The organism is Arachnia sp. (assembly GCF_057238465.1).
Genome location: NZ_DBHHFZ010000012.1, coordinates 58,906 through 80,465, shown reverse-complemented (window position 1 = coordinate 80,465; position 21,560 = coordinate 58,906). Strand labels below are relative to the sequence as shown.

General features: G+C 69.8%; 19 protein-coding genes and 1 pseudogene. 12 read left to right on the top strand and 8 right to left on the bottom strand.

Annotated elements, in window-relative coordinates; all coding sequences use genetic code 11:
- Nucleotides 1-185: 185 nt before the first annotated feature.
- The 8 genes and pseudogenes from ACO6D6_RS12615 (at nt 186) to ACO6D6_RS12580 (ending at nt 12,318) form a co-directional block, all read left to right on the top strand.
- The gene (locus ACO6D6_RS12615; RefSeq protein WP_484785596.1) at nt 186-2,384 is read left to right on the top strand and encodes a DNA polymerase III subunit gamma and tau; all 2,199 of its coding nucleotides are present in this window, start codon (nt 186-188) and stop codon (nt 2,382-2,384) included.
- Between the two features lie 241 nt (nt 2,385-2,625).
- The gene (locus ACO6D6_RS12610; protein WP_484785595.1) at nt 2,626-2,931 is read left to right on the top strand and encodes a YbaB/EbfC family nucleoid-associated protein; all 306 of its coding nucleotides are present in this window, start codon (nt 2,626-2,628) and stop codon (nt 2,929-2,931) included.
- A 1-nt stretch (nt 2,932) separates the two neighbouring features.
- Nucleotides 2,933-3,514 (top strand): annotated as a pseudogene (gene recR, locus ACO6D6_RS12605) (recombination mediator RecR); the annotation flags it as partial.
- 598 nt (nt 3,515-4,112) lie between these two features.
- Nucleotides 4,113-6,326, top strand: coding sequence for a cell division FtsX domain-containing protein (locus tag ACO6D6_RS12600; RefSeq protein ID WP_484785594.1), 2,214 nt, complete (start codon nt 4,113-4,115; stop codon nt 6,324-6,326).
- On the top strand, nt 6,323-8,944 hold the full coding sequence (locus tag ACO6D6_RS12595) for an FtsX-like permease family protein (RefSeq protein WP_484785593.1): 2,622 nt from the start codon (nt 6,323-6,325) through the stop codon (nt 8,942-8,944). The genes ACO6D6_RS12600 and ACO6D6_RS12595 overlap by 4 nt, the downstream gene beginning before the upstream one ends.
- Complete coding sequence (locus tag ACO6D6_RS12590; RefSeq protein WP_484785592.1) at nt 8,941-9,807, top strand: ABC transporter ATP-binding protein; 867 nt, start codon at nt 8,941-8,943, stop codon at nt 9,805-9,807. Before ACO6D6_RS12595 ends, ACO6D6_RS12590 begins: the two co-directional genes overlap by 4 nt.
- On the top strand, nt 9,804-10,487 hold the full coding sequence (locus ACO6D6_RS12585; RefSeq protein WP_484785591.1) for an ABC transporter ATP-binding protein: 684 nt from the start codon (nt 9,804-9,806) through the stop codon (nt 10,485-10,487). Before ACO6D6_RS12590 ends, ACO6D6_RS12585 begins: the two co-directional genes overlap by 4 nt.
- Before the next feature lie 118 nt (nt 10,488-10,605).
- Nucleotides 10,606-12,318, top strand: coding sequence for a glycerol-3-phosphate dehydrogenase/oxidase (locus ACO6D6_RS12580; RefSeq protein WP_484785590.1), 1,713 nt, complete (start codon nt 10,606-10,608; stop codon nt 12,316-12,318).
- 249 nt (nt 12,319-12,567) lie between these two features.
- Here ACO6D6_RS12580 and ACO6D6_RS12575 read toward each other — a convergent pair whose 3' ends face one another.
- Nucleotides 12,568-13,218: a response regulator gene (locus tag ACO6D6_RS12575; RefSeq protein ID WP_484785589.1), complete on the bottom strand. Its 651-nt coding sequence runs from the start codon at nt 13,216-13,218 to the stop codon at nt 12,568-12,570.
- A gap of 10 nt (nt 13,219-13,228) precedes the next feature.
- The gene (locus ACO6D6_RS12570; RefSeq protein WP_484785588.1) at nt 13,229-14,419 is read right to left on the bottom strand and encodes a sensor histidine kinase; all 1,191 of its coding nucleotides are present in this window, start codon (nt 14,417-14,419) and stop codon (nt 13,229-13,231) included.
- Between the two features lie 116 nt (nt 14,420-14,535).
- Here ACO6D6_RS12570 and ACO6D6_RS12565 point away from each other — a divergent pair, with 116 nt between their 5' ends.
- The gene (locus ACO6D6_RS12565) at nt 14,536-14,661 is read left to right on the top strand and encodes a hypothetical protein (RefSeq protein ID WP_484785587.1); all 126 of its coding nucleotides are present in this window, start codon (nt 14,536-14,538) and stop codon (nt 14,659-14,661) included.
- A 6-nt stretch (nt 14,662-14,667) separates the two neighbouring features.
- Here the strand turns inward: ACO6D6_RS12565 and galE are convergent, their stop codons facing one another.
- A complete protein-coding gene (galE, locus tag ACO6D6_RS12560) occupies nt 14,668-15,657 on the bottom strand; it encodes a UDP-glucose 4-epimerase GalE (protein WP_484785586.1) in 990 nt (329 codons plus the stop codon).
- Nucleotides 15,658-15,770: 113 nt separating this feature from the next.
- On the opposite strand from galE, the gene ACO6D6_RS12555 reads away from it, so the two are divergent.
- Entirely contained in the window at nt 15,771-16,103 is a 333-nt protein-coding gene (locus ACO6D6_RS12555) for a YnfA family protein (protein WP_278692522.1), read from the top strand.
- Nucleotides 16,104-16,224: 121 nt separating this feature from the next.
- Entirely contained in the window at nt 16,225-17,397 is a 1,173-nt protein-coding gene (locus ACO6D6_RS12550; protein ID WP_484785585.1) for a DUF1444 domain-containing protein, read from the top strand.
- A gap of 105 nt (nt 17,398-17,502) precedes the next feature.
- Here ACO6D6_RS12550 and ACO6D6_RS12545 read toward each other — a convergent pair whose 3' ends face one another.
- From ACO6D6_RS12545 to ACO6D6_RS12530, 4 genes are read right to left on the bottom strand one after another with little or no spacing between them, the layout of a single operon-like run.
- Entirely contained in the window at nt 17,503-18,129 is a 627-nt protein-coding gene (locus ACO6D6_RS12545; RefSeq protein WP_484785584.1) for a hypothetical protein, read from the bottom strand.
- The gene (locus ACO6D6_RS12540; RefSeq protein WP_454965638.1) at nt 18,123-18,725 is read right to left on the bottom strand and encodes an MBL fold metallo-hydrolase; all 603 of its coding nucleotides are present in this window, start codon (nt 18,723-18,725) and stop codon (nt 18,123-18,125) included. Before ACO6D6_RS12540 ends, ACO6D6_RS12545 begins: the two co-directional genes overlap by 7 nt.
- 54 nt (nt 18,726-18,779) lie before the next feature.
- Nucleotides 18,780-19,109, bottom strand: coding sequence for a winged helix-turn-helix domain-containing protein (locus ACO6D6_RS12535; RefSeq protein WP_484785583.1), 330 nt, complete (start codon nt 19,107-19,109; stop codon nt 18,780-18,782).
- Entirely contained in the window at nt 19,106-19,513 is a 408-nt protein-coding gene (locus ACO6D6_RS12530; RefSeq protein WP_484785582.1) for a hypothetical protein, read from the bottom strand. Before ACO6D6_RS12530 ends, ACO6D6_RS12535 begins: the two co-directional genes overlap by 4 nt.
- Before the next feature lie 151 nt (nt 19,514-19,664).
- Here ACO6D6_RS12530 and ACO6D6_RS12525 point away from each other — a divergent pair, with 151 nt between their 5' ends.
- Nucleotides 19,665-20,837, top strand: coding sequence for a hypothetical protein (locus ACO6D6_RS12525; protein ID WP_484785581.1), 1,173 nt, complete (start codon nt 19,665-19,667; stop codon nt 20,835-20,837).
- A gap of 34 nt (nt 20,838-20,871) precedes the next feature.
- Here ACO6D6_RS12525 and ACO6D6_RS12520 read toward each other — a convergent pair whose 3' ends face one another.
- A complete protein-coding gene (locus ACO6D6_RS12520) occupies nt 20,872-21,474 on the bottom strand; it encodes a TetR/AcrR family transcriptional regulator (protein ID WP_484785580.1) in 603 nt (200 codons plus the stop codon).
- Nucleotides 21,475-21,560 lie beyond the last annotated feature (86 nt).

The following is a 21,560-nucleotide window of genomic DNA, read 5'->3' as shown; positions in this document are numbered from 1 at the left end:
ACGTAATGGGTTGAGGAGATCCCCGGGGCGGGACCTTGTCCTCTCGCAGGCCAGGCCTGCTGCCCGGCCGTCGGATGGTTCCGACACGGACTGTTCGCCGGTGCCCCCCGATCCGGCTCGCCGATCCTGGGGTGAGGAATGTGGCTGGCGGGAAAGTGTCGGTGGCCTCCAATACAGTTGAGCGCGTGGAAGACGAGTACGACGGCGAACCCGAGGACGAGTACGCACCCCTGGACGAGGGATACCTCGACGAGCCCGCCTTCGAGCAGGAGGGGCCGGGCCTCTTCGACGAGCCCGGGGACGAGGGACCAGCGGCCCCCGCGTCCGAGGTGCCGTCGCATCCGGTCGCGGACGACCAGCGGGCACGCGCCGAGGTCGCGCCCCCACCGCTGGCGCTCTACCGGCGTTACCGCCCGGATTCGTTCGCCGAGGTGATCGGCCAGGACCACGTCACCGTGCCCCTGATGCGGGCCCTGGACAACAACCGCGTCAACCACGCCTACCTGTTCTCCGGGCCGCGCGGCTGCGGCAAGACCACCTCCGCCCGCATCCTGGCGCGCTGCCTGAACTGCGAACAGGGCCCCACGTCCACGCCCTGCGGGGTCTGCCGTTCCTGCCAGGACCTGGCGCGCGGCGGGCCGGGCAGCATCGACGTGATCGAGATCGACGCCGCCAGCCACGGCGGTGTCGAGGACGCCCGCGACCTGAGGGAACGTGCCTTCTTCGCCCCGGTGCACAGCCGCTACAAGATCTACATCGTCGACGAGGCCCACATGGTCACCACCGCGGGTTTCAACGCGCTGCTGAAGCTGGTCGAGGAACCCCCGCCGCACGCGAAGTTCGTCTTCGCCACCACGGAACCGGAGAAGGTCATCGGCACCATCCGGTCGCGCACCCACCACTACCCGTTCCGTCTGGTGCCGCCGCGCCTGCTCGGTGAATACCTTTCCGGGATCTGCGCCACGGAGGGTGTGGTGGTGGAGCCGTCAGCCCTGCCGCTGGTGGTGCGCGCGGGTGGCGGATCAGTGCGCGATTCCCTGTCGGTGCTGGATCAGCTGCTCGGCGGCGCCGGTCCGGAGGGTGTCTCCCACGACCAGGCGGCGGCGCTGCTCGGATTCACCCCGGACGCGCTGCTGGACGAGATCGTCGACGCCTTCGCCGCGGGGGATGCGGCGGGGGTGTTCCGCAGCATCGACAAGATCATCGAGATCGGCCAGGATCCCCGCCGGTTCGCCGAGGACCTGTTGCGGCGGTTGCGGGACCTGGTGATCCTCGCCGCGGTGCCGCAGGCCGCCGAGAACGGCATGCTGGAGGTTTCCGCGGACCAGGCGCAGCGTCTCGCCACGCAGGTCGCGGGCATGGGTGCGGGGGAGCTGACCCGCGCCGCCGAGGTGATCGCCGACGGTCTGACGGCCATGCGCGGCACCACCGCGCCCCGCCTGCACCTGGAGCTGATGTGCGCCCGGGTGCTGCTGCCCGGGGCCGACACCGACGAACGCGGCCTCCACGCCCGGATGGACCGGTTGGAGCGGCGGGTCGGGATGATCGGCGACGGGGCACCCGCGCCGGCGCCGCAGGAGCAGCGACCCCCGCAGCAGGACCGGCAGCCATCGCCTCGGCAGCCCGCCCCGGAGCCGCGCCCCGAACAGGCCCCTCGGCCCGAGCAGCGGCCCCCGCGACCCGAGCCCGCCGCGCCGCACCAGCAGCAACGCTCGCAGTCGGAGCCCACGCAGCCGCCCCGGCAATCCCAGCCCGGCAGGCCGCAGCGCCGCCCGGCCGGGGCGCCGCCCGCCGGCGCGCAGACCCCCGCCCCCCAACGTCCCCCACAGCCCGGGCCGGAGGCGCCGCACCCGGCCCAGAGTGGGCGCACCCTGACCACGCCGGAGCTGCGTCAGGTGTGGCCCAGCGTCCTGGAGGACGTGAAACGTCGCCGCCGTTTCGCCCACATGATGCTCAGCAAGCACGCGCAGGTGCTGGACGTCACCGACGGGCAGCTGCTGCTCGGTTTCAGTGACGCCGGGGCCAGGGAGAATTTCTCCTCCTCCGGGGTTGGGGACCTGCTTGTCCAGGCCATCATCACGGTCATAGGCGTCGAGGTGCGCATCCAGGCCGTGATGTCCGGCGCCAACGAACGCCCCGCCCAGCCGGAGCAGCAGGCCGCGCCCCCAACCCCGGAACGTGAGGACCCGCGGCAGGAACCCCCGCCGGAGCCCAGGCAGCCGCGTCGCCGGCCCGAGCCGACACCACCCACACCTCCGGAACCTGATCCCGAACCCGAGATCGCCGAGGACGACCAGAGCCTGGAGAACGCCGATGAACTGGCCGCCCAGCTCCTCGCCGACGTGCTGGGGGCCGAGATCATCCCCGACGAGCCCCTTAGTTGATCCGGCCAATTGAAGTTGGTTGAGCCGAACTTCACGAGCGTCAGGGGTTTCGACTCGGGTCGCTCGTTCCTCGCGACCCGGTTCAACCAGCTTGGGGGAGGGGTGTTCGCGACCCGGCTCAACCGGCTTTGGGGGAGGGGTGTTCGCGACCCGGCTCGACCAGCTTCGGGGCCCGATCGGCGCGCGGGAGAACTCGTTTGTCCGTGGGACCTTTTATCATTGAGCGCGACGGAAGGACGCCATGACCGAAGGATTCGACATGAATGCGCTGCTGGCCCAGGCCCAGCAGATGCAGGAACAGATGCTCGCTGCCCGCGACAACCTGGCCGCCAGGGAGTTCGAGGCCGCCGCGGGTGGCGATCTCGTCACGGTGAAGCTCAACGGGTTGGGTGAGCTGCTGGACGTGACCATCGCGCCCGCCGCCTGTGACCCGGAGGACACCGAGAGCCTGTCCGCGTTGATCGTCGCCGCTTTCCGGTCGGCGCGCCAGCAGGTGGAGTCGGCGGCTGCCTCCGCCACCCCCCAGATCCCGGGAATGGGTTTCTGAGTTGTACGAGGGCCCCATTCAGGACCTGATCGATGAGCTGAGCCGCCTGCCCGGTATCGGCCCGCGCGGCGCGCAGCGCATCGCCTTCCACCTGCTCGACGCGCCCGATGAGGAGGTCTTCCAGCTCGCCGACGTGCTGCGTCGCGTCAAGGAGGCGGCGCGGTTCTGCGAGGTGTGTTTCAACGTGTCGCAGGAAACCCGCTGCCGGGTGTGCCGCGACCCGCGTCGCGACCGGTCGCTGCTGTGCGTGGTGGAGGAGTCGAAGGACGTGGTCGCCATCGAACGCACCGGCGAGTTCCGCGGCACCTACCACGTGCTGGGTGGGTCGATCTCTCCGATCGACGGCCGCGGCCCCGGCGACCTGCACACCCGGGAACTGTTCCAGCGCCTCGCCGACGGGACCGTCACCGAGGTGATCCTCGCCACCGACCCCGACACCGAGGGCGAGGCCACGGCCTCCTACCTGGGACGGATGATGCGCGACTTCGGGGTGCGCGTCACCCGGCCCGCATCCGGGCTGCCCGTCGGCGGCGACATCGAGTACGCCGACCAGATCACCCTCGGCAGGGCCTTCGAGGGACGCCGTTCCATGTTCGGCGACGAACCCGAACCGGCACCCCAACCCACCCCCGAGGAGCCCGTGCGGGATGAGGCGAGGGGGGACGAGCGGGAATACAACACGGCCTACCAGTCGCTGGTGGGAACCCCGGCCCGCTGACCGGCCGCGCCGGCACCCCGGTCCTGCATCGTCGGCCGGGGTCGTTCACACCGGAGACCCCGCCGGCGGTCCTGCTCTCGCCCGCGAGCGCATTCCGTGCGGCCGGGAGCGGGAATCCCGCACCCGCTGTGCAGGAATTCCCTGATCGCACGGCCCGCGTCTCCCTCACAGGTGTGGGTGAGACCGTCACCGTCCGCGGAGCCAATCCAGTATGGCGGGGACCCGTTGCGTGACGGCGAGCCAGAGCAGGTCGCCTTTCCGGGAATGGTCGCCGGGATGAATCCGGGGTCTCGCACATCACATCGGCGGTGGCGATTTGCGACCGGACCGGTCCACACATGAGCCGGCTTCGGCCAGGCGGCGAACGACTTCCGTCGATGGGGACGACGTGGTGGGTGAGTGCATCTATAGTCCTGTCATGTTGTCGCGGTGGCGGTGGCTTGCTCGACGGGCAAGGGGGTCCGTGGGGTTGCTGGCCGTGCTCCTGGCGCTGTCCGCGGTCGTTGCGGGTGTCCTTTCCGGGGTGCTCGGCCGGGCGGCTTTCGAGGAGGGATCCGCTGCCCGCCGGGCGCTGACCGTCGACGGGACGGCCGGCGCCGAGATCGTCACCCGCCGGGCCGCCGACCCGGCCGTTCAGGACGAGACAGTGCGGCGCATCATCGGATCGTGTTTCGGGGACGTGCCGGTGGAGGTGACACGCGACGTCGTCGCCGATCCCGTCGTGATCGCAGGAGCCTCCGAGGCGGAACCCTTCGCCAGGTGGACGATCCGGCCCGAGCCCGCCCGGATCACGGCGGAACACCTCGATCCCCTCGCCCGGGGTGCCACCGCCCTGAGGCAGCAGCTGCGTTCCAGCGAAGTTGGTGTGCGGGGTGTGCAGGTGCTGGGCGACCTGGAGAAAACCACCACCTCGGCTGCCCGGAACCTCGCGGTGGCGCGGGCCCTGTCCTGGATTCCGTCGGGGTTGCTGGCCATCGTCGCCGCGCTGGCCGTTTCCCGGGTGACGAGGCTGCTTGCAATCACCCGGGAAACCGAGATGCTGCAGCTGCTGGGCCGCGGCGCCACCGGAGGTCAGGTGCTGTTCGCCAATCTGGTGGAGGCGGGCGTCGTGGCCCTGGCGGGTTCGTTCGCCGGTTCGGGTTTGGCGTGGGTGGTGCTGACTCTTTTCGGCGGCGTCCCGGTGGCGCCGGTGCTGGCGGGTGGGGCCGCCACCCTGGGGCTGGTGCTGGGTTGTGTGGCCCTGGCCGGGATCGGGCGGCTGCGTGGGCCGGGCCGGGACGAGACCTCGCGGCTGCGTGCGGGCAGGTTGCGGACGGCGGTGGCCGCCACGTCGCTGGCGTTGGTCGCGGGAGGGGCGGGGCTGGCCTCGGCGCAGTTGCTGCGCGTCGGATCGACGATCCGATGGGACCGGGAACGCCCCGTTCCCGACTGGCTGGCCACCGCGGCCCCCGCGCTGCTCCTGTTGCTGGCCGCCCTGGTGGCGGTGGCCCTGCTCGGCCCCCTGGCGCGTCTCGCCGAGGTGTTGCTGCTGCGGGGTCGTGGTCTCACAGGTGCGCTGGCCGCTGCCCAGGTGGCGCGGAACCTGGGGGCCTTCGCCGTCGCGGCCGTGGCCACCGTGCTGGCCGTCGGAACCACCCTCCTGGCGGCGGGATACGACGGCACCGCCCCGCCCCTGCAGCAACGGCTCAGGAACCTCGCCGCCGGGGCGCCCGTGGTGGCGGACCTGCGGGAGGCCGACGCGGATGTGGGGCGGTCGACCTCCCAGCCCTCGACCCCCGTGTGGCGTTACCCGGAGGCCTCGATCGGCCCGGTCGCGCTGACCGCCATCGCCGCCGACATCCCCGGGCTGGCTGCGGTCTCCGGTCAGAGCCTGCCGGAAGGCCTGGGGGCGCAACTGCCAGGACAGCGCCTGCCGGTTGCCATCACCCCGCGGCTCGCCGAGGAGACGGGGCTCGCGGTGGGTGATGAGTTCCAGATCCAGCTCTTCTCCCGGTATCTGCTGGCCGTGGTCGCCGCCAATGTTGAGGCCGTTCCCGGGACGACCCGGTCGAACGCCCTGCTGGCGGATGCCGGTTCGCTCCGGCGGGCGCTGGAGAGCCGGGGAGCGGAGCTGCCCGCCCCCTCCCAGCTGTGGCTGTCCCCGGTGGGGGAGGACCCCCGGGAGGCCGCCGACCGGTTGCGCGGAATGCCCGGGACCTCGGCGGTGACCGTCACACCGGCGGAGGCCGCCCCCGACGATCCCAGCCGTCTGGTCGCGTCCCGGTTCCGTTCGGCGGCCCTGGGGTCGGTGGTGCTGGCGGTGCTGGGGATCGGGGCGGTTGCCTTCACCCAGGCCGGGATGCGCCGCGGCCAGGTGGTGGTGTTGCACGCCCTCGGCGCCGACGCCGGGAGCCAGGTCCGCGGCCGGGTCCTGGAACTGCTCGGGGTCGTGGTCTTCGCCGCCGTGTTCGGGGCCGGTGCGTCCTGGCTGCTCTGCCGGGTCCTGATGGCCGGTCTGGCCGGCGGTGTCGTAGCGCCCGGGACGGTGTCGCTGCCCATCGAGCAGCGCATCGAACCCGCCTGGCCCGGTGCGCTGCTGGCCGTTTTCGCGTTCCTGATCGCGGTGACGACGTGGGCGCTGGGCCGCGTCATCCGCGGGCAGGTCCGGGACGGACACCTCCGGGAGGAGGCGACATGAAACTTTCCCGGCTGGCGCTCCGCATGTTCACCGCCGAGATCTGGGCGCCTTTGCTGCTGGCGCTGTTCGCAGCCGTGGTTTCGGGGCTGGTCACCCTGGCGCCGCGCGCCCTGGCGCAGGCCGACGCGGAATACCTGGCCTCCCGGGTGGGGGAGGTCTCGGCCATCCGCGGCGATCTCCGCGCCCGGTGGGACACCGAGGTCGCGGTGGGTGGCAGCGGCACCGACGAGGCGTGGGGCATCTGGTTCGACTCCCTGAACCGGTTGCGCGCCGCGCAACCCGAACCGCTGCGCGGACTGCTCGGGTCGCCCCAGATACTGGCCCATCTGGGGGCTCAGTCCGTTTTCATCCCGCAGGGCACCGAGTTCTACCAGGTTCGCGTCACCCTGACCGCCAACCCCGAGATGACGAGCCAGCTCGAGTTGGTCTCGGGACGCTGGCCGCAACCCGGGGCGTCGCCGCAGACCGGGGACGTGGAGGTGGTGCTTCCCGACGACGTCGCGGCCCGGATCGGCAAACGGGTGGGTGACGCGCTGGGTGAGGGCATCGCCCTGGTGGGCACCGTGCGCATCGCCGACCCCGCCGCCCCGCGCTGGCGGTTCGACCCGAGCCTCCAGCTGGAACAGGAGGTGGATCCCAACAGCGGCACCGCCGCCACCGTCGCCGCCTTCATGGCCCCCGAGGACCTGCTGAACGTCGCGGCCGAGAGCGGGACCCGGGTCGGTTTCTTCGCCTGGTATCCCCTCGACGCCGCATCGCTGGCGGCGGGACGGGTCTCGCTGTCCGAGCTGCGCACCCAGCTCGTCGGTTTCCAGTCCGATGTCCGTGAGGTGGTTCCGACCGGCGCGCTGGAACCCGCCCTGAAACGCCAGGAGGCCCGGTTCAGCACAGGGCTTACCGAGGTGCTCGACGAGATCGTGAAACAGCAACGCACCACGGCCTCGCTGGTTGCCGTCGTGGTCGCGGGACCCGTCGGGGTGGCGGTGGCGTTGATGCTGGTGGCGGCCCGGATGGTGCTGCAACGACACCGGGCGACGCTGGCCATCACCCGGTCCCGTGGCGCCTCACCGCGGCAGCTGCGCGTCTGGGCGGCCGGCTGGGGGCTGCTGGCCGGGATGCCCGCCGCGTTGCTGGGGCACCTGGCAGCGACCCTCCTGGTGCCCTTCGACGTTGGTGCCTGGCAGTGGCTGCCCACCATTTGGGCCGGGCTGTTTCCCGCCGCGATGCTGGCGCTGGGCGTCGAGGCCACCACCCCCACGGGGCGCCGGGACCTGTCGGTAAGTGGCGGCGGGCGCTGGCGGATCGCCGCGGAGGTGGCCGTGCTGGCGGGTGCCGCACTGGCCTGCTGGCAGCTGTTCACCCGCGACGCCGGCTCGGAGGCGGGAATCGACTGGCTCGCGACCCTCACCCCGCTGGCCCTGGCGGCCGCCGGGTGCGTGGTCGCGCTGCGGTTCTACCCGCTTCCCCTGACCGGGTTGGTCCGGTGGTTCCGGCGAGGCCCGGGGCTGACGGGGTTCCTGGGGGCGACCCGCGCGCTGCGTGCCCCCGCGGCGGGTGGGGTTCCCGCCATGGCGGTGGTGCTCGGAGCCGCCGTCGCGGTGGCCGGCGTCGGCCTTTTCGGCACCGTCTCCCACGGCGCCCGGGCGGCGGTCTGGCAGGACGTCGGGGCGGCCGTGAAGCTGTCGGGGCCGCGCATCACCGACGACCTGCTGGCGAAGGTGAGGGCCATCGACGGGGTGGTGGCTGCCGGGAGGCTGTTCTTCACGGGGAACCAGCGCGACCTCAAGGGCCACGACGTGAGGTTGTGGCTGGCCGAACCCGAACTCGCGCGGGTCTGGGCCCAGGGCATCGAGACGCAACCGCCCCGGGAGTTCTGGGAGGACGGCGAACCGAAGGTGCTCACCAGCGAGGGCATCGGGAGGGGCACCGCGAGCCTGGCGGAGCTGGGCAGGGCGCGGCTGGTCGGATCGCTGCCCGCGCTGCCCGGGGCCGGCGAGACCGGCGACTGGGCGCTGGCCAGGACCGACCAGTGGCGGGGCAGCCCGGGTTCCCCGGCGATCCTGCTGGTGGCCACCGGGCCCGGGACCGATCCCGCGTCCATCGCGGCCCAGCTGCAGGAGCTGGAACCCTACGCCCAGGTGCTGACCGCGGCCGACGGCCTGACCGCGGTGGCGGATCACCCGGCCCTGTCGTTGCTGCAACGCATCTTCGCCGTCTCCGGTGCGCTGGCCGGTGTCTTCGCGGTCGCGGCGGTGCTGCTGGTTCAGGTGATGGGTGGTCCCGACCGGCTGCGGCTGCTGGCGGTGCTCCGCACCATGGGCGCCACCGGTGAACAGGCCCGGGGCATCACCGCCTGGGAGTTGGGGCCGCTGGTCGGGGTGGCGCTGAGCCTCGGGGTTGTCCTGGGGCTCGGAACCGGATGGCTGCTGGTTTCCTGCCTCGACCTCAGCGGATTGACCACCGGAAACCACCGGCCCGCCTGGCACCCGGACCTGGTTGCCCTGGCAGCGGTGGTGGCGGCGCTGGTGTGCGGCGCGGCGGCGGCGGTCGTGGTGAGCGCCCGGGCGGCCGGGCGGGCCAGTTTGAGCAGGGTGCTGCGAATCGGGGAGGAAGGATGAACATTCCACAGATCTGGTGCGAGGACCTGGTGCGCATCTACTCGACCGACGGGATCGAGGTGCAGGCGCTGCAGGGCCTCAACCTGAGCATTGACGAGGGCGACGTGGTGGCGTTGGTGGGGGCCTCCGGGTCGGGCAAGTCGACGCTGCTGGGGATCCTGTCCGGCAACGACCGGCCCACCGCAGGGCGGGCGCGTGTCGCCGGGGTGGAGCTGACCACCATGAACCGCGCCCAGCGGGTCGACTACCAGCGGCACGTGGCCGGGTTCGTCCGGCAACGGACCTCCAGCAACCTGCTGCCCTACCTGAGCGCCGCCGAGAACGTCGCCCTGCCCATGGTCATCGCGGGCCGCAGGGAACGGGACGGGCGGGTGCGGGAACTTCTGGGGCTGCTGGGCGTTTCGGACTGCGCCGACCGGCGTCCCGCGCAGCTCTCCGGCGGGCAGCAGCAACGGGTCGCCATCGCCGCGGCGCTGGCCAACGACCCCCGGGTATTGCTCGCCGACGAACCGACCGGGGAACTGGACCGGGAGAACTCCGCGCAGGTCCTCGAGGCGATGCGCCGGGCCGCGGAGAACCTCGGCACCACGGTGCTGATCGTCACCCACGACCGGGGCGTCAGCTCCCATGTGCGCCGCACCGTCGCCATCCGAGACGGCCGCACCTCCACCGAGGTGATCCGCCGCAGGATCACCGGCCCGGACGGCCGGGAGAGCACCCTCGCCGAGGAGTACACCGTGATCGACCGGGCAGGGCGCATCCAGATCCCGCAGGAACACGTGATCCGTCTCGGGTTGAAGGACCGGGTGCGGATCCTCGGGGAGGAGGACCACATCACCGTGCGGCGAGGAGAGGACCGATGAGTGTGCTCAGGGGCGTGGGGCTGGGACGCAGATACGGTTCGGGGCAGACCGCGGTGGAGGCCTTGGCAGGCGTGGACGTCGAGGTGAGGGCCGGGCGTCTCACCGTGGTGCGGGGCCCGTCGGGTTCCGGCAAGACGACGCTGCTGAACCTCCTCGGTGGCCTGGACCGCCCCACCAGCGGGCGGGTGCTGCTCGGCGACGACGTCCTGTCGGAACTGTCCGAGGCCGAACTGGCCGCCGCCAGACGCGACCGCATCGGCTACGTCTTCCAGAATTTCGGGCTGATCCCCGTGCTGTCCGCGGCCGAGAACGTCGAGGTGCCGCTCCGGCTGCGCCGGATGGAACGCGGGCAACGCGACGAGCGGGTGGCGGAGGTCCTCGAACTGGTGGGCCTGACCCGTCACGCCGGGCAGCGGCCGGGGGAGCTGTCCGGCGGGCAGCAGCAGCGGGTCGGGATCGCGCGGGCCCTGGTGGCGCGCCCCGAGGTCCTCATCGCCGACGAACCGACCGGGCAGCTCGACTCCGAGACGGCCGAGCGGATCATGGACCTGATCCTCGAATTGACCCGGATCCGCGGCACCGCGACCGTGGTGGCCACCCACGACCCGCTGCTGATCTCGCGTGCCGACGAGGTCCTTGAACTGCGCGACGGCCGAGTGGTCGCGGGGCATCCGGGGTAAGCGGCGTCCTTGCACGCGCGCCGTGTAGGAAAACAACGGGTGTGCACGAATGTGCAATCGGGTTGTGAACGTTCGTGCAAAGAGGGAGGCTGGGGTCACCGAGCGAAGGAGCCATCAAATGACAGTCCTGTCCCAAGAACAGCGCGCCACATCCCTTGAGGCCATGACCTCCCAGAAATTCGATGTCCTCGTCATCGGTGGCGGTGTCACCGGAGCGGGGATCGCTCTCGACGCCGCGGCGCGCGGCTTGAGCACCGCCGTCGTGGATGGCCAGGACTGGGCCGCCGGCACGTCGTCGCGGTCCTCCCGGCTGGTTCACGGCGGGCTCCGCTACCTCTACAACCTCGATTTCAAGCTGGTGGCCGAGGCCCTCAGGGAACGCGGCCGGCTGCTGACCACGATCGCCCCGCACCTCGTCGAGGCGCAGCCCTTCCTGTGGCCGCTGAAGACCCCCGTCATCGAGCGCGCCTACTCCGCGGTCGGTGTCGGCATGTACGACGCCCTCGCGCGCATCGGCTCCAAGGGTCGCAAGACCGTGCCGATCCAGCGTCATCTCTCCAAGGCCGGGGCGATACGGCGCTTCCCGGAGATCAAACGCGACGCCCTCGTCGGTGCCATCGAGTTCTACGACGCCCGCGTCGACGACGCCCGCCTCGTGATCACGCTGATCCGCACCGCAGTCAAGTACGGGGCCGTCGCCGCCAGCCGCGTCAAGGTCACCGAGATCCTCAAGGACGGGCGCGGCCGGGCCTGCGGGGTCAAGGCCGTCGACCTGGAAACCGGCAACGAGTTCACCATCGAGGCCGACCGGATCATCAACGCCACCGGCGTTTGGACCGAACAGACCCAGGACCTCGCGGGCGGCACCGGGGGGTTGAAGGTGCTCACCAGCAAGGGAATCCACATCGTCATCCCGCGCGAACGTCTCAAGGCCACCACGGGCCTGTTCCTGCGCACCGAGAAGTCGGTGCTGTTCATCATCCCGTGGCAGCACTACTGGGTGATCGGCACCACCGACACCGCCTGGCACGAACAACTCGAACACCCCGTGCCGACCTCCGAGGACATCGACTACGTGCTGGATCACGCCAACGAGGTCCTCGACCCGCCGCTGACCCGCGACGACATCATCGGAACCTACGCCGGGCTGCGGCCGCTGCTCCAGCCGAAGGTGCTCGATGAGTCGAAGTCGACGAAGGTCTCGCGCGAACACACCGTCACCGAGGTGATCCCGGGCATGGTGGCCATCGCCGGCGGCAAACTCACCACCTACCGGGTGATGGCCGAGGACGCCGTCGACTTCGCCCTGGGGAAGTCCCTCGCGAAGGCGCGGCCCTCGGTGACGGCGCAGCTGCCGCTGCTGGGTGCCGAAGGTTTCGACGCCGTCGAGAACCAGGCGCACCGTCTGGGCGTGAAGTACGGCTTCGACGCCGACCGGCTGCATCACCTGGTGCGCCGCTACGGCTCCGAACTGCCCGACCTGTTCGCCGCGATCGACGAGGACCCGAGCCTCGGCAAACCCCTTGAGGCGGCCCCGCAGTTCCTGCGCGCCGAGGTCCACCGCGCCTGCGCAGTCGAGGGTGCCCTGCACCTGGAGGACATCCTCGTCTCCCGGGTGCGCCTCAACTCCGAGGCCCGCGACCGTGGCGGCGCCGCCGTCGACGAGGTGGCCGAGATCGCAGCGTCCGTCCTCGGCTGGGACAAGGCCCGCCTGGAACAGGAGAAGTCGAACTACCGGGAGCGGATCGCCGCGGAACTGGCCGCCGAGGAGCAGGCCACCGACGCCACCGCCTCGGCCGCCCGAATGGTCGCGGAGGACATCGTCGGCTGAGAGGTCGCACACCGATCGAGCCCGTGCTCTCCTGAAGCAGGCCGGCTCAACCAGCTTGGGAATGGCGAAGTTGGTTGAGCCGGCCTGTGAGCGTCAGCGAGTGGGTCGTGTCGAAACCATGGTGACTGGGGTTGGGTTCTGGCTACCGGGTGTCAGGGGTTTCGACTCGGGTCGCTCGTTCCTCGCGACCCGGCTCAACCAGCTTGGGGAGGGGTGCTCGCGATCCGGCTCAACCGGCCCCAGCCGGACTCAGTCCAGCAGCCCGCACTCGTGGGCGATCAGCACCAGCCCGACGCGGTCGCGGGCCTGGAGCTTGGCCAGCAGCCGGCCGATGTGGGTTTTGACGGTGCCCTCGGCCATGTAGAGACGGGAACCGATCTCGGCGTTGTTGGCGCCCCGCGCCACCTCCATCAGCACCTCGCGTTCCCGCTCGGTCAGCCCGTCCAGCCGGGAATCGTCGCGGGGTTTGCCGGCCGGCAGTTTCGGGGCGACGTGATCCAGCAGGCGCCGCGTGGCGGTCGGCGCCACCACCGCCCCACCGCCGGCGACGGTCCGGATCGCACCCAGGAGGTCGTCTGGCAGGGCGTCCTTCAGCAGGAACCCGGAGGCCCCGTTGCGCAGGGCCGCGAAGACGTACTCGTCCAGGTCGAAGGTGGTCAGCACCAGCACCTTCGTCTCCCCGCCGAGCTCCGTGATCTGGCGGGTGGCCTCGGTGCCGTCCATGATCGGCATGCGGATGTCCATCAGCACCACGTCAACCGGCTGCGACTTGACCACCATCACCGCGTCCGCCCCGTTCGAGACCTCGCCGACGGTTTCCATGTCGTCGGCGGAGTCGATCAGCATGCGGAATCCGCTGCGCACCAGAGACTGGTCGTCGGCCAGCAGAACCTTGATCATCCATTCCTCCTCACTTCAGCCAGCCCCGTCCCAGCTGGGAGGGCAGGGGCAGTCTCGCCCTGACCTCGTAACCGCCGCCGGTGCGTGGGCCTGCCTTGAAGGTACCGCCCATTGCCGCGACGCGCTCGCGCATCCCCCGCACCCCGGCTCCCCGTCCCTCGGTGGAGGCCTGGACACCGACCCCGTCGTCGGTGACGCGAATGTCGATGGCCTCCGGTTCGCAGGTGATCGTCGCGGTGGCCCGGGCGGTCGGGCCAGCGTGTTTGAGGAAGTTCGTCACCGACTCCTGCACCACCCGGAAGGCGGTCAACCCCAGCGAGTCCGGGACGGGGGGCAGCTCCTCCGGCATCTCCAGGGTGATCCTGGGACCGGCCTTGGTAACCATCTCCGGGATCTGCGGCAGCGAAGGCGTCGGTCCGAAGGATGCATCCGACTCGCCCCGGAGCAGGGAGACGATCCGGCGCATCTCCCCGATCGAGCTGCGGCCCGTGCGGGCGATCACGTTCAGCGCCTCGACGGCAGCCTCGGGTTTCTTGGTGGCCAGGGCCTTCGCGCCCTCGGCCTGCACGACGATCACCGACAACGAGTGCGCCACCACGTCGTGCAGTTCCCGGGCCACCTCGGTGCGGGCCCTGTCGGCGGCCAGCTCCGTCGCATCCCGGGTGTTGCGGGCCCCGGCCAGGAAACGTTCCTCCGCGAGGGTCTCGTCGAGTTTGGTCACCTGGTTCTGGACCGCCACCCGCCTGCCGAACAGGTAGGCATTGGCCATCAGCGACAGACACAGCAGGCTCAGCAACCCGCCCGCCAGGAACTGTTGGCCCTCCGGGATCCGGCCCAGCCACGACAAGGGTCCGAGGATGGATGCGGCGATCCCCAGGGGAATTACCACCAGCCCTGCGGTGACGCTCAGGTGTTTGGCGGCGGAGAAGACGATCACCAGCACCACGAGCATCGCTGGCACGGGGGAGGGGACCTGCAGCACCATGCCGGTGCCCGCAACCGCACACACGACCACGGCCAGCAGCGGATTGACGCGCCGGAACGCCAAGGATGCGACCATCAGCGTCGACCAGCCGATCACGGCTGCCTCCTCGGGAATCCCCAGCGCAACCAGGGGAACCACCAGGAGCAGGAACGTTCCCAACGCCGTCCCGGCGTCCAGCAGCAGGCGGCGATGCGTCTCGGAGAGATCGGCCATCATGGTCGGCAAGCCTATTCAAGGGCGGGGCGCAGCGGCGTCGGACCGTGGTCGCGGATCACCCCGAACCAACCCCACTCCGGTCTCGAAGTTGTTTCCGGGAAGGTAGGTTTGGCGTCATGATCCGCAAACTGTTCTGGACCATTCTCCTGCTGACGGGCATCTGCGTGGCAACCAGTCTGCTGGACCGTCGCCGCGCCAAACAGCGCCGCCAGCTCTGGGCCGAGGCCACCGAGCCGTTCTGAAGTCGTTCAATAACCCAGCTTCTCCTTGCGCACGGGCAACCACGCGATGGCGTCGCGCACGGCGTCGGTCTCGGTGAGTTCCGCCTCCCAGCCGAGCACATCCTTCGCCTTGGTGGAGACGGTGTAGACGCCCGCGACGTCACCGGGGCGGGGATCCCCGAAACGCACCTTCAGCGGGTCGCCGGTGATCTTCTCGAAGGAGGCCGCCAGTTCCTTGACGGTGACGCCGTTGCCGGTGCCGATGTTGAACACCTGGTAGGGGCCGGCGGCGGTGGCCTCGTCGAAGTGTTCCAGGGCGGCGACGTGAGCCCGGGCGAGGTCCCAGACGTGGATGAAGTCGCGGATACCGGAGCCGTCGCGGGTGGGCCAGTCGACGCCGGTGACGGTGAAGGTCTCCTTGTTCACCCAGGCCTCCAGAAGTTTCGCCAGCACGTGGGAGGGTTTCTCCAGCTGCTGGCCACTGCGCAGCTTCGGGTCGGTGCCGATGGGGTTGAAGTAGCGCAGCGACGCGACCCGCACGTCGCTGGCGCGCGTGAAGTCCTCGAGGATCAGTTCCACCATGAACTTGGTGCGCGCGTAGGGGGAGCCGGGCTGCAGCGGCGAGTCCTCGGTGACGACGAAGTTCTCGTCGGGGGCGTAGATGGATGCGGAGGAGCTGAACAGGAACCGCTCGACGCCGTTGCGCTGCAGGGCGGCCAAGAGGGTGACGGTCTTGGCGACGTTGTTCTCGTAGTAGGCCAGCGGTTCGGAAACGGATTCCGGCACGATGATCTTCGCGGCGCAGTGCACGACGGCGTCGATCCGCTGCTCGCCGAAGAGCCGGTCCAGTAGGGAGTCGTCGGCGATGTCTCCCTCATAGAGGGGGCGCTCGCCGATGAACTCGCGGCGCCCGGTGGAGAAGTCGTCGAGGATGATGACGTCGTGGCCGGCGTCCTCGCAGGCCGAGGCGACGGTGCTGCCGATGTATCCGGCCCCGCCGGTGATGAGTACCTTCATGTCGCAGTCTCCTGGTTCGGTTGGGGACAGTCTAGGGATTGGAACCCTGGTGGGTGGTGACGGCGTGCAGAAGCGTTGCGTCTTGGTGGGGCGGGCTCGCGTAGGGTGCTGGCGTGGGTGTCGTTCGTACCGTGGTGCTGTTCGTCCTGGCCGCCGCCGCCGAGCTGGGCGGCACCTGGCTGGTGTGGCAGGGAATCAGGGGCAACCGCAGCTGGCTCTGGGCCGGCGGCGGGTTCCTGGTGCTGGCCCTCTACGGGCTGATCGTGACCTTCCAGGGCGAGTCGTCGTTCGGGCGGATCATGGCTGCCTACGGGGGGCTGTTCATAGCCGGGGCCCTCGCGTGGGGGATCGTCGCCGACGGCTACCGACCCGACCACTGGGATCTCATCGGCGCCGGCATCTGCCTGATCGGGGCGGGGGTGATCATGTTCGCCCCGCGTGGGTGAGGGATTCCGGAAGGTTTCCCGGCTGCGCAGCACGCAACCCGGAATCGGGGCCCAAACGGGTCTTTTTCCGGTTTTAGTGCTGCGCAGCCGGGATGAGCCCGGGAGCCTCTAGGCTCGGAGAATGACGCCGGAAGAACTCATCAGGATCGTCTCCCTCCACCCTGCGGTCGCGGAGGTGCCGCAGCCGCAGCCCGAGAGGTTCAAGGAACTCGGGGTGGTCTACTTCCGGATGAACGACGGCAGGGGCCTGGGGATCAACCCGGACGTTTTCCCGGCCGGCGGAACCGGGATTCCGGAGCAGGAACTCGTTGCTCAGGTGCACCAGCATCTGGAGGAGATGTGGCAGCAGAGCATCAACCGCCCTCCGCTCGACCTGACGAACGTGGTGCCCATCGTGCGCGACGCCTCCTATTTCATGGACCGGGGCGGGGCGCGGGTGGCGCTGGTGGGGAAACTCACCGACTTCATCGGCATCGGGCTCGTCATCGACGAGCCCTCCAGCATGCGGGTCATCACCGAGGATGAACTGCCCCAGCCCCGAACGGACGTCGAGGACCTCCAGTTCTTGAGCAGGGCCTTCGAGAACTTCGGGGCCCTGGCCCACGACATCCTGGTCCAGGACGTGGGATACGACTCCGATGTCATCGCGGTGAAGAATCCCCCCGCCTACGAGGTGTCGTGGTTCGCCCAGCCCGCCTACGTTGCCAAAGCCCTGGAATACTACTCCGGGAAGACGGGCACCCCGTGGGTCGCCATCCCCGCCTTCCGCAAGGACCTGTGGCTGGTCAACTCCACGACCCGGCACTGGGGAGAGCTCATGGACCTGCTGGAACCCAAGATCGACGCCCGGGAGAGAGTCCATCCGGTTCCGCACGTCGTCGTCGACGGCAGGTGGCAGGAGTGCGTTCCGCAGCTGGAACCCGCCACGCGTCGCCGCCTGCAAACCCTCAAGTTCAACGCCGAGAACGTCGTTCACCGCGCGTGCCGGGACGCGCTGCAGCGTCACGGCGAGACGCGGGTGGACCTCATGAGCGACTTCCTGGGAACGTTCGCCGGCGACGATGTGGTGACCTTCTCGGAGGTTCCCCTGGACCTGGAAGCCACCAGCATCCCCCAGGTGGATCTGGTGGACTTCATGGACGGCGGGAACACCGTCCACCGGGTGTTGTTCGAACAGTTGGTCGCGGAACTGCCCTATCTGGTGCGTCCCCATCCGCAGTCCTACCCGCCCCGGTTCATCATCGGGCGTCCGGGCCCGGAGGACCGCGCCCGCCTGGCGGCCATTCAGCTGTGAAAAACCCGCGGGCGGAGCCGGGGCGCGGTCCGGCTCATCGGCTCCTTGCAGGGGCAGGGGCGGGTCCCGGCGCGAACTGAGAACGCGACCACTCGCAGGGCGGGATCAGGCGACGACGGGCGCGCCGCCGTCAACCCGCACGGCCTCCAGGTCGGGGTTCCGGAGGAGCCTCTCGGCGGTTCCCTCGTGGCAGCCGACGACGGTGCTGGGCAGGTCGATGTCCGCCAGGATGATGAAGGTTCCGGCTTCATCCCAGATGACGTCCGGGAGACGGTTGGGGTTCAGTCCCGTCAGCAGCTTCCGCGGTGATGTCGCAGTCATGTGATATCTCCGTCCCGGAACCGTGAGCGGCCGGGAACCCGCAGGGCGTTTCCGGTCACCCCACCCGTCCCATTCGCCAATCCAGACGCGGCCTTCCGGGACGCCGGGCAGCATCTGCCGGAGCAGCACCGGCAGGACCAGGGGACTCGGGCCGATGTCCGGTTCGTGGTCCCATCCCGGACCGGCGGTTCCCTCGTGCAGCCCGACCCCGGAGACCTCGGACCAGCCAGCGGTCGCGATTGACACTCCTTCCGGAGCGATCTCCTGCCACCGCACCAGGTGTTCCACGCCGCCGGTCCGTCGTGACGCGGGATGCAGCACCCGCACGTGGGCGGGCCAGCCCGCCCCGACCAGCGCCCGCCAGGAGTGCCCCTCCGGGATCGGACGCGGCCAGGCGACAGGTCTCACCATCCCCGGGCGATCCACTCGTCCAGGTGCGGGCGTTCCTTCCCGATGGTTGTGGAGGGGCCGTGGCCCGTGTTGACGACGGTGTCGTCGGGCAGGATGAGCAGGTGTTCCCGGATCGAGGCGATGATCCGGTCGAAGTCCGAGTAGTCCCAGCGGGTGGCCCCCGGGCCGCCCTCGAAGAGGGTGTCGCCGGTGAAGACCACCCCGTCGGTGACGAAACACGTCGCGCCCGGGGTGTGCCCCGGGGTCACGACCGCCCGCAGCGTGACCCCGGCGACCGTGAACTCGTCGCCGTCGGCGATGGGCCGGAACGCCTCGTGCGGGTGGGTTTCCCGCCACAGGAACTCGTCCGCGGGGTTCAGGTGGATGGGAGGGTCGTCCATCAGGGCCGCGAAGGCCGGGGCTGCCGTCACGTGGTCCCAGTGCCCGTGGGTCAGCAGCACCGCCCTCACCTTCCGGTCGCCGACGGCGAGTGCGATGCGGTCGGGTTGGTGGGCCGGATCGATGACGATCACTTCCCGGTCATCGCCGACGATCCAGGCGTTGTTGGTGAAGTCCGGTTGCCCGGGGGCCTCCGTGATCAGTTTCTCGATGTTCATGCCACCCAGTCTGCCCGCTTGGCCGAAGCGCCGCGGGAAATCGGGCCGGGCCTCTCAGGAACCTTCCCCCGAGGTGGTCAGGGCGGAGCCCTCGGCGATGGCCTGCAGCGCCGCCAGGTGGGACTTCCACAGCTTGCGGCCCTTCGGGGTGAGGCTGAACCAGGTGCGGGGACGTTTCCCGATGTAGCCCTTGCGGACGGCGACGATCCCGAGGCCCTCGAGCTGGCTGGCCTGGCGGGAGAGCACGGAGTCGGAGACCTGGAGGTGGTTGCGCAGGGTGGCGAAATCGATCTGCTCTACCCCGGCCAGCCCTGCCACCAGCGAGAAACGAACCGGGTTGGTGAACTCGTCCACCAGCTTGTGCCGGGGATGTCCGGTGCTCATCTGCGTGCCTCCACGAAGGCGCCGACGAAGGACGCGACCGCTATCACCGCCGCGAGTGGCACCCGGACCGCGGCTGTGGGGAAGAACATGGAGATGATCCAGCACAGGGTCCAGACCGCCATGTAGATGCCCCAGCGAATCACGAAACCGTTCTTGGCGACCTTCGCGAACGTGACCACGAGGATCAGGGGTGCCAGGAGCCAGACCATCATGCCGATGAAGGAGACGGGGTCGAAATCGATGTCGCGATTGGCCAGCAGGTACACGGAGGTGGCGGCACCCAGGCTCATCTGGGTGGTTATCGTCGGCCATCCCGCGTTTCCCCGGGTGTGGGTGAGGGTGGTCTCGGCCTGCCGCAACAGGTTTGCGGCCTCCTCGGAGGTGGGGTTCGGGTGTTCGGTCATGTCATCCTCCCGGGATGGCGGGCAACAATTGACAGCTAGACTAACAAGTAGTTTCTAAAGTGGCAAGTAATTGTTTGGGTCATGTCGGTCAGGTGGCCAGTTTTGACGCCGATCATCCGATGGTGTGTCCGCCGCACGTATGGTCGGGCCCATGAGTCGAGAAGAAGCGATCAGGATCCTCGCGACGCATCCCGGGGTGGTCGAGGTGCTGGATGCCCCGCAGCCGGGGGAGCCGGATTCGGGGATGCTGATGTTGCGCCTGGAGGACGAGCAGGTGATCGGGATCGACCCCCGCCTGGCCGAACCGGTTCACGCCGGCGAGCCCGAGGCCGCCCGCATCGCCCGGGTGCACCGCGCGGTGGACGTCATGAGCGCTTCCGGTGAGGCGGGCGAGAAGGACCTCGAGGCCGTCGTCCCGCTGGTCCGCAGCGCCGACTACTTCGTGCCACAGGGGCAGCTGGCCCCGGCGGCGGTGGGGTGGCTAACCGAGTTCATCGGTTTCGGGCTGGCCATCGACGAACCGACCACTCTCCGCGTGGTGTCCGAATCGGATCTGCCGGGCGACCGGATCGCGGAGTACGACATCGAGCTCCAGGGCAGGGCCATCGGCAACCTGCGCCTCATGGAGGAGGCCATGGCCTTCTCCGAGATGGGGCTCGGGCCCGATGTGCTGACCCTGACCACTCCGCCCGGGAACGAGGCGGCCTGGTTCGCGGATGCCGCGGCCATGGAGGAGCTCCTGGGCGGGCTCGGCGAGCGCACGGGTACCACCTGGGCGGTTATCCCCGCCCGTCGTAACGATGTCTTCCTGGTCAACGTCGCGACGGACCGCTGGGATGACCTCCTCGACGACCTGGAGGAGGCCGTCCTCGCCCGCGACGGCATTCATCCGTTGCCCCATGTGGTGGCCAACCGGCGCTGGCAGCTGAGCCTGCCACCGAGGACCTCCCAGCTCGGGAGGCGACTGCAAAAGCTCAGGCAACACGCGGAGTGGCGTGTCTACGACGTCCTCAAGGATGCGATCCGGAAGGATTACGACCACTACGTGTCCGACTACGAGGACCTCTACTCCTTCGATGAGCCCTTCTCGATGGCCTTCGTCCCCGAGGACGTGCCCGGTGCCAGCATTCCGGTGGTGGACGTGATCACCTTCGAACGCGGGCACAGCGTCCTGAACGTGCCCTACGCCGAGGTGGTCGGGCAGCTTCCGCACCTCGTCAAACCCCATCCCGGCACGCACCCGCCGCGGGTGATCGTCACCCACCCCTCGGAGGAGGACTACGCCCGGCTGAGGTCGCTGAGGCTTCGGGTTTCCTCGCGGTGAGGCGCCGCCCACCCCGATCTCCCCGGTGACGTGATCACTGGGGTTTCTCGCTCTCGCGGATGAGGGAGATGGCCAGGGGGGTGAGCAGCTGGCGGACGCTGTCCCCGTTGTAGCCTTGGATCTCGTAGGAGTACAGCGCATCGAAGATGGTGAGGATGTGCTCGGTGGGGAGCACGAACTTCACGTCCATCCTCGCCGCCAGGCTCTCGATGAACCCGACGAGGGCCGGGCGGGTCTCCTCGTTGAGCTGTTCGAGCCGGGTCACCAGGCCGGGGGAGCGCAGCGCCCGCAGGCGGATCTCCGTGAGGGTGACCTTCATCTCCCGGCTGGGTGCGAGGACCTTCAGGAAATGCTCCAGGGTGGTGCTGGTCACCGTCTCGACGTCCGCATCCGGGGGTAGTTCCGCGATGGTCTCGGACAGGCTGGCGAGCACGTTGTCGCGGTAGCGTTCGATGATGGCCATGCACAGGTCATCCTTGGACGTGAAATTGGAGTAGAAGGCCCCCCTGGTGAATCCCGCGGCCTCGCACAGCTGTTCCACGCTGGTCGCGTCAATGCCCCGGGCCGCGAACTGGGTGATGGCTGCCTCCACCAGCCGGCCCACGGTGGCCTCCCGGCGCGGCGTCAGGTCGGTCATGCCCGTCAGTCTAGTGGTTTCGTGCCCCGGCCCGGGCGGGGGCACCGGGCTTGAAGTCTCGATACAGTCTTGTATTCTGTGTCAGG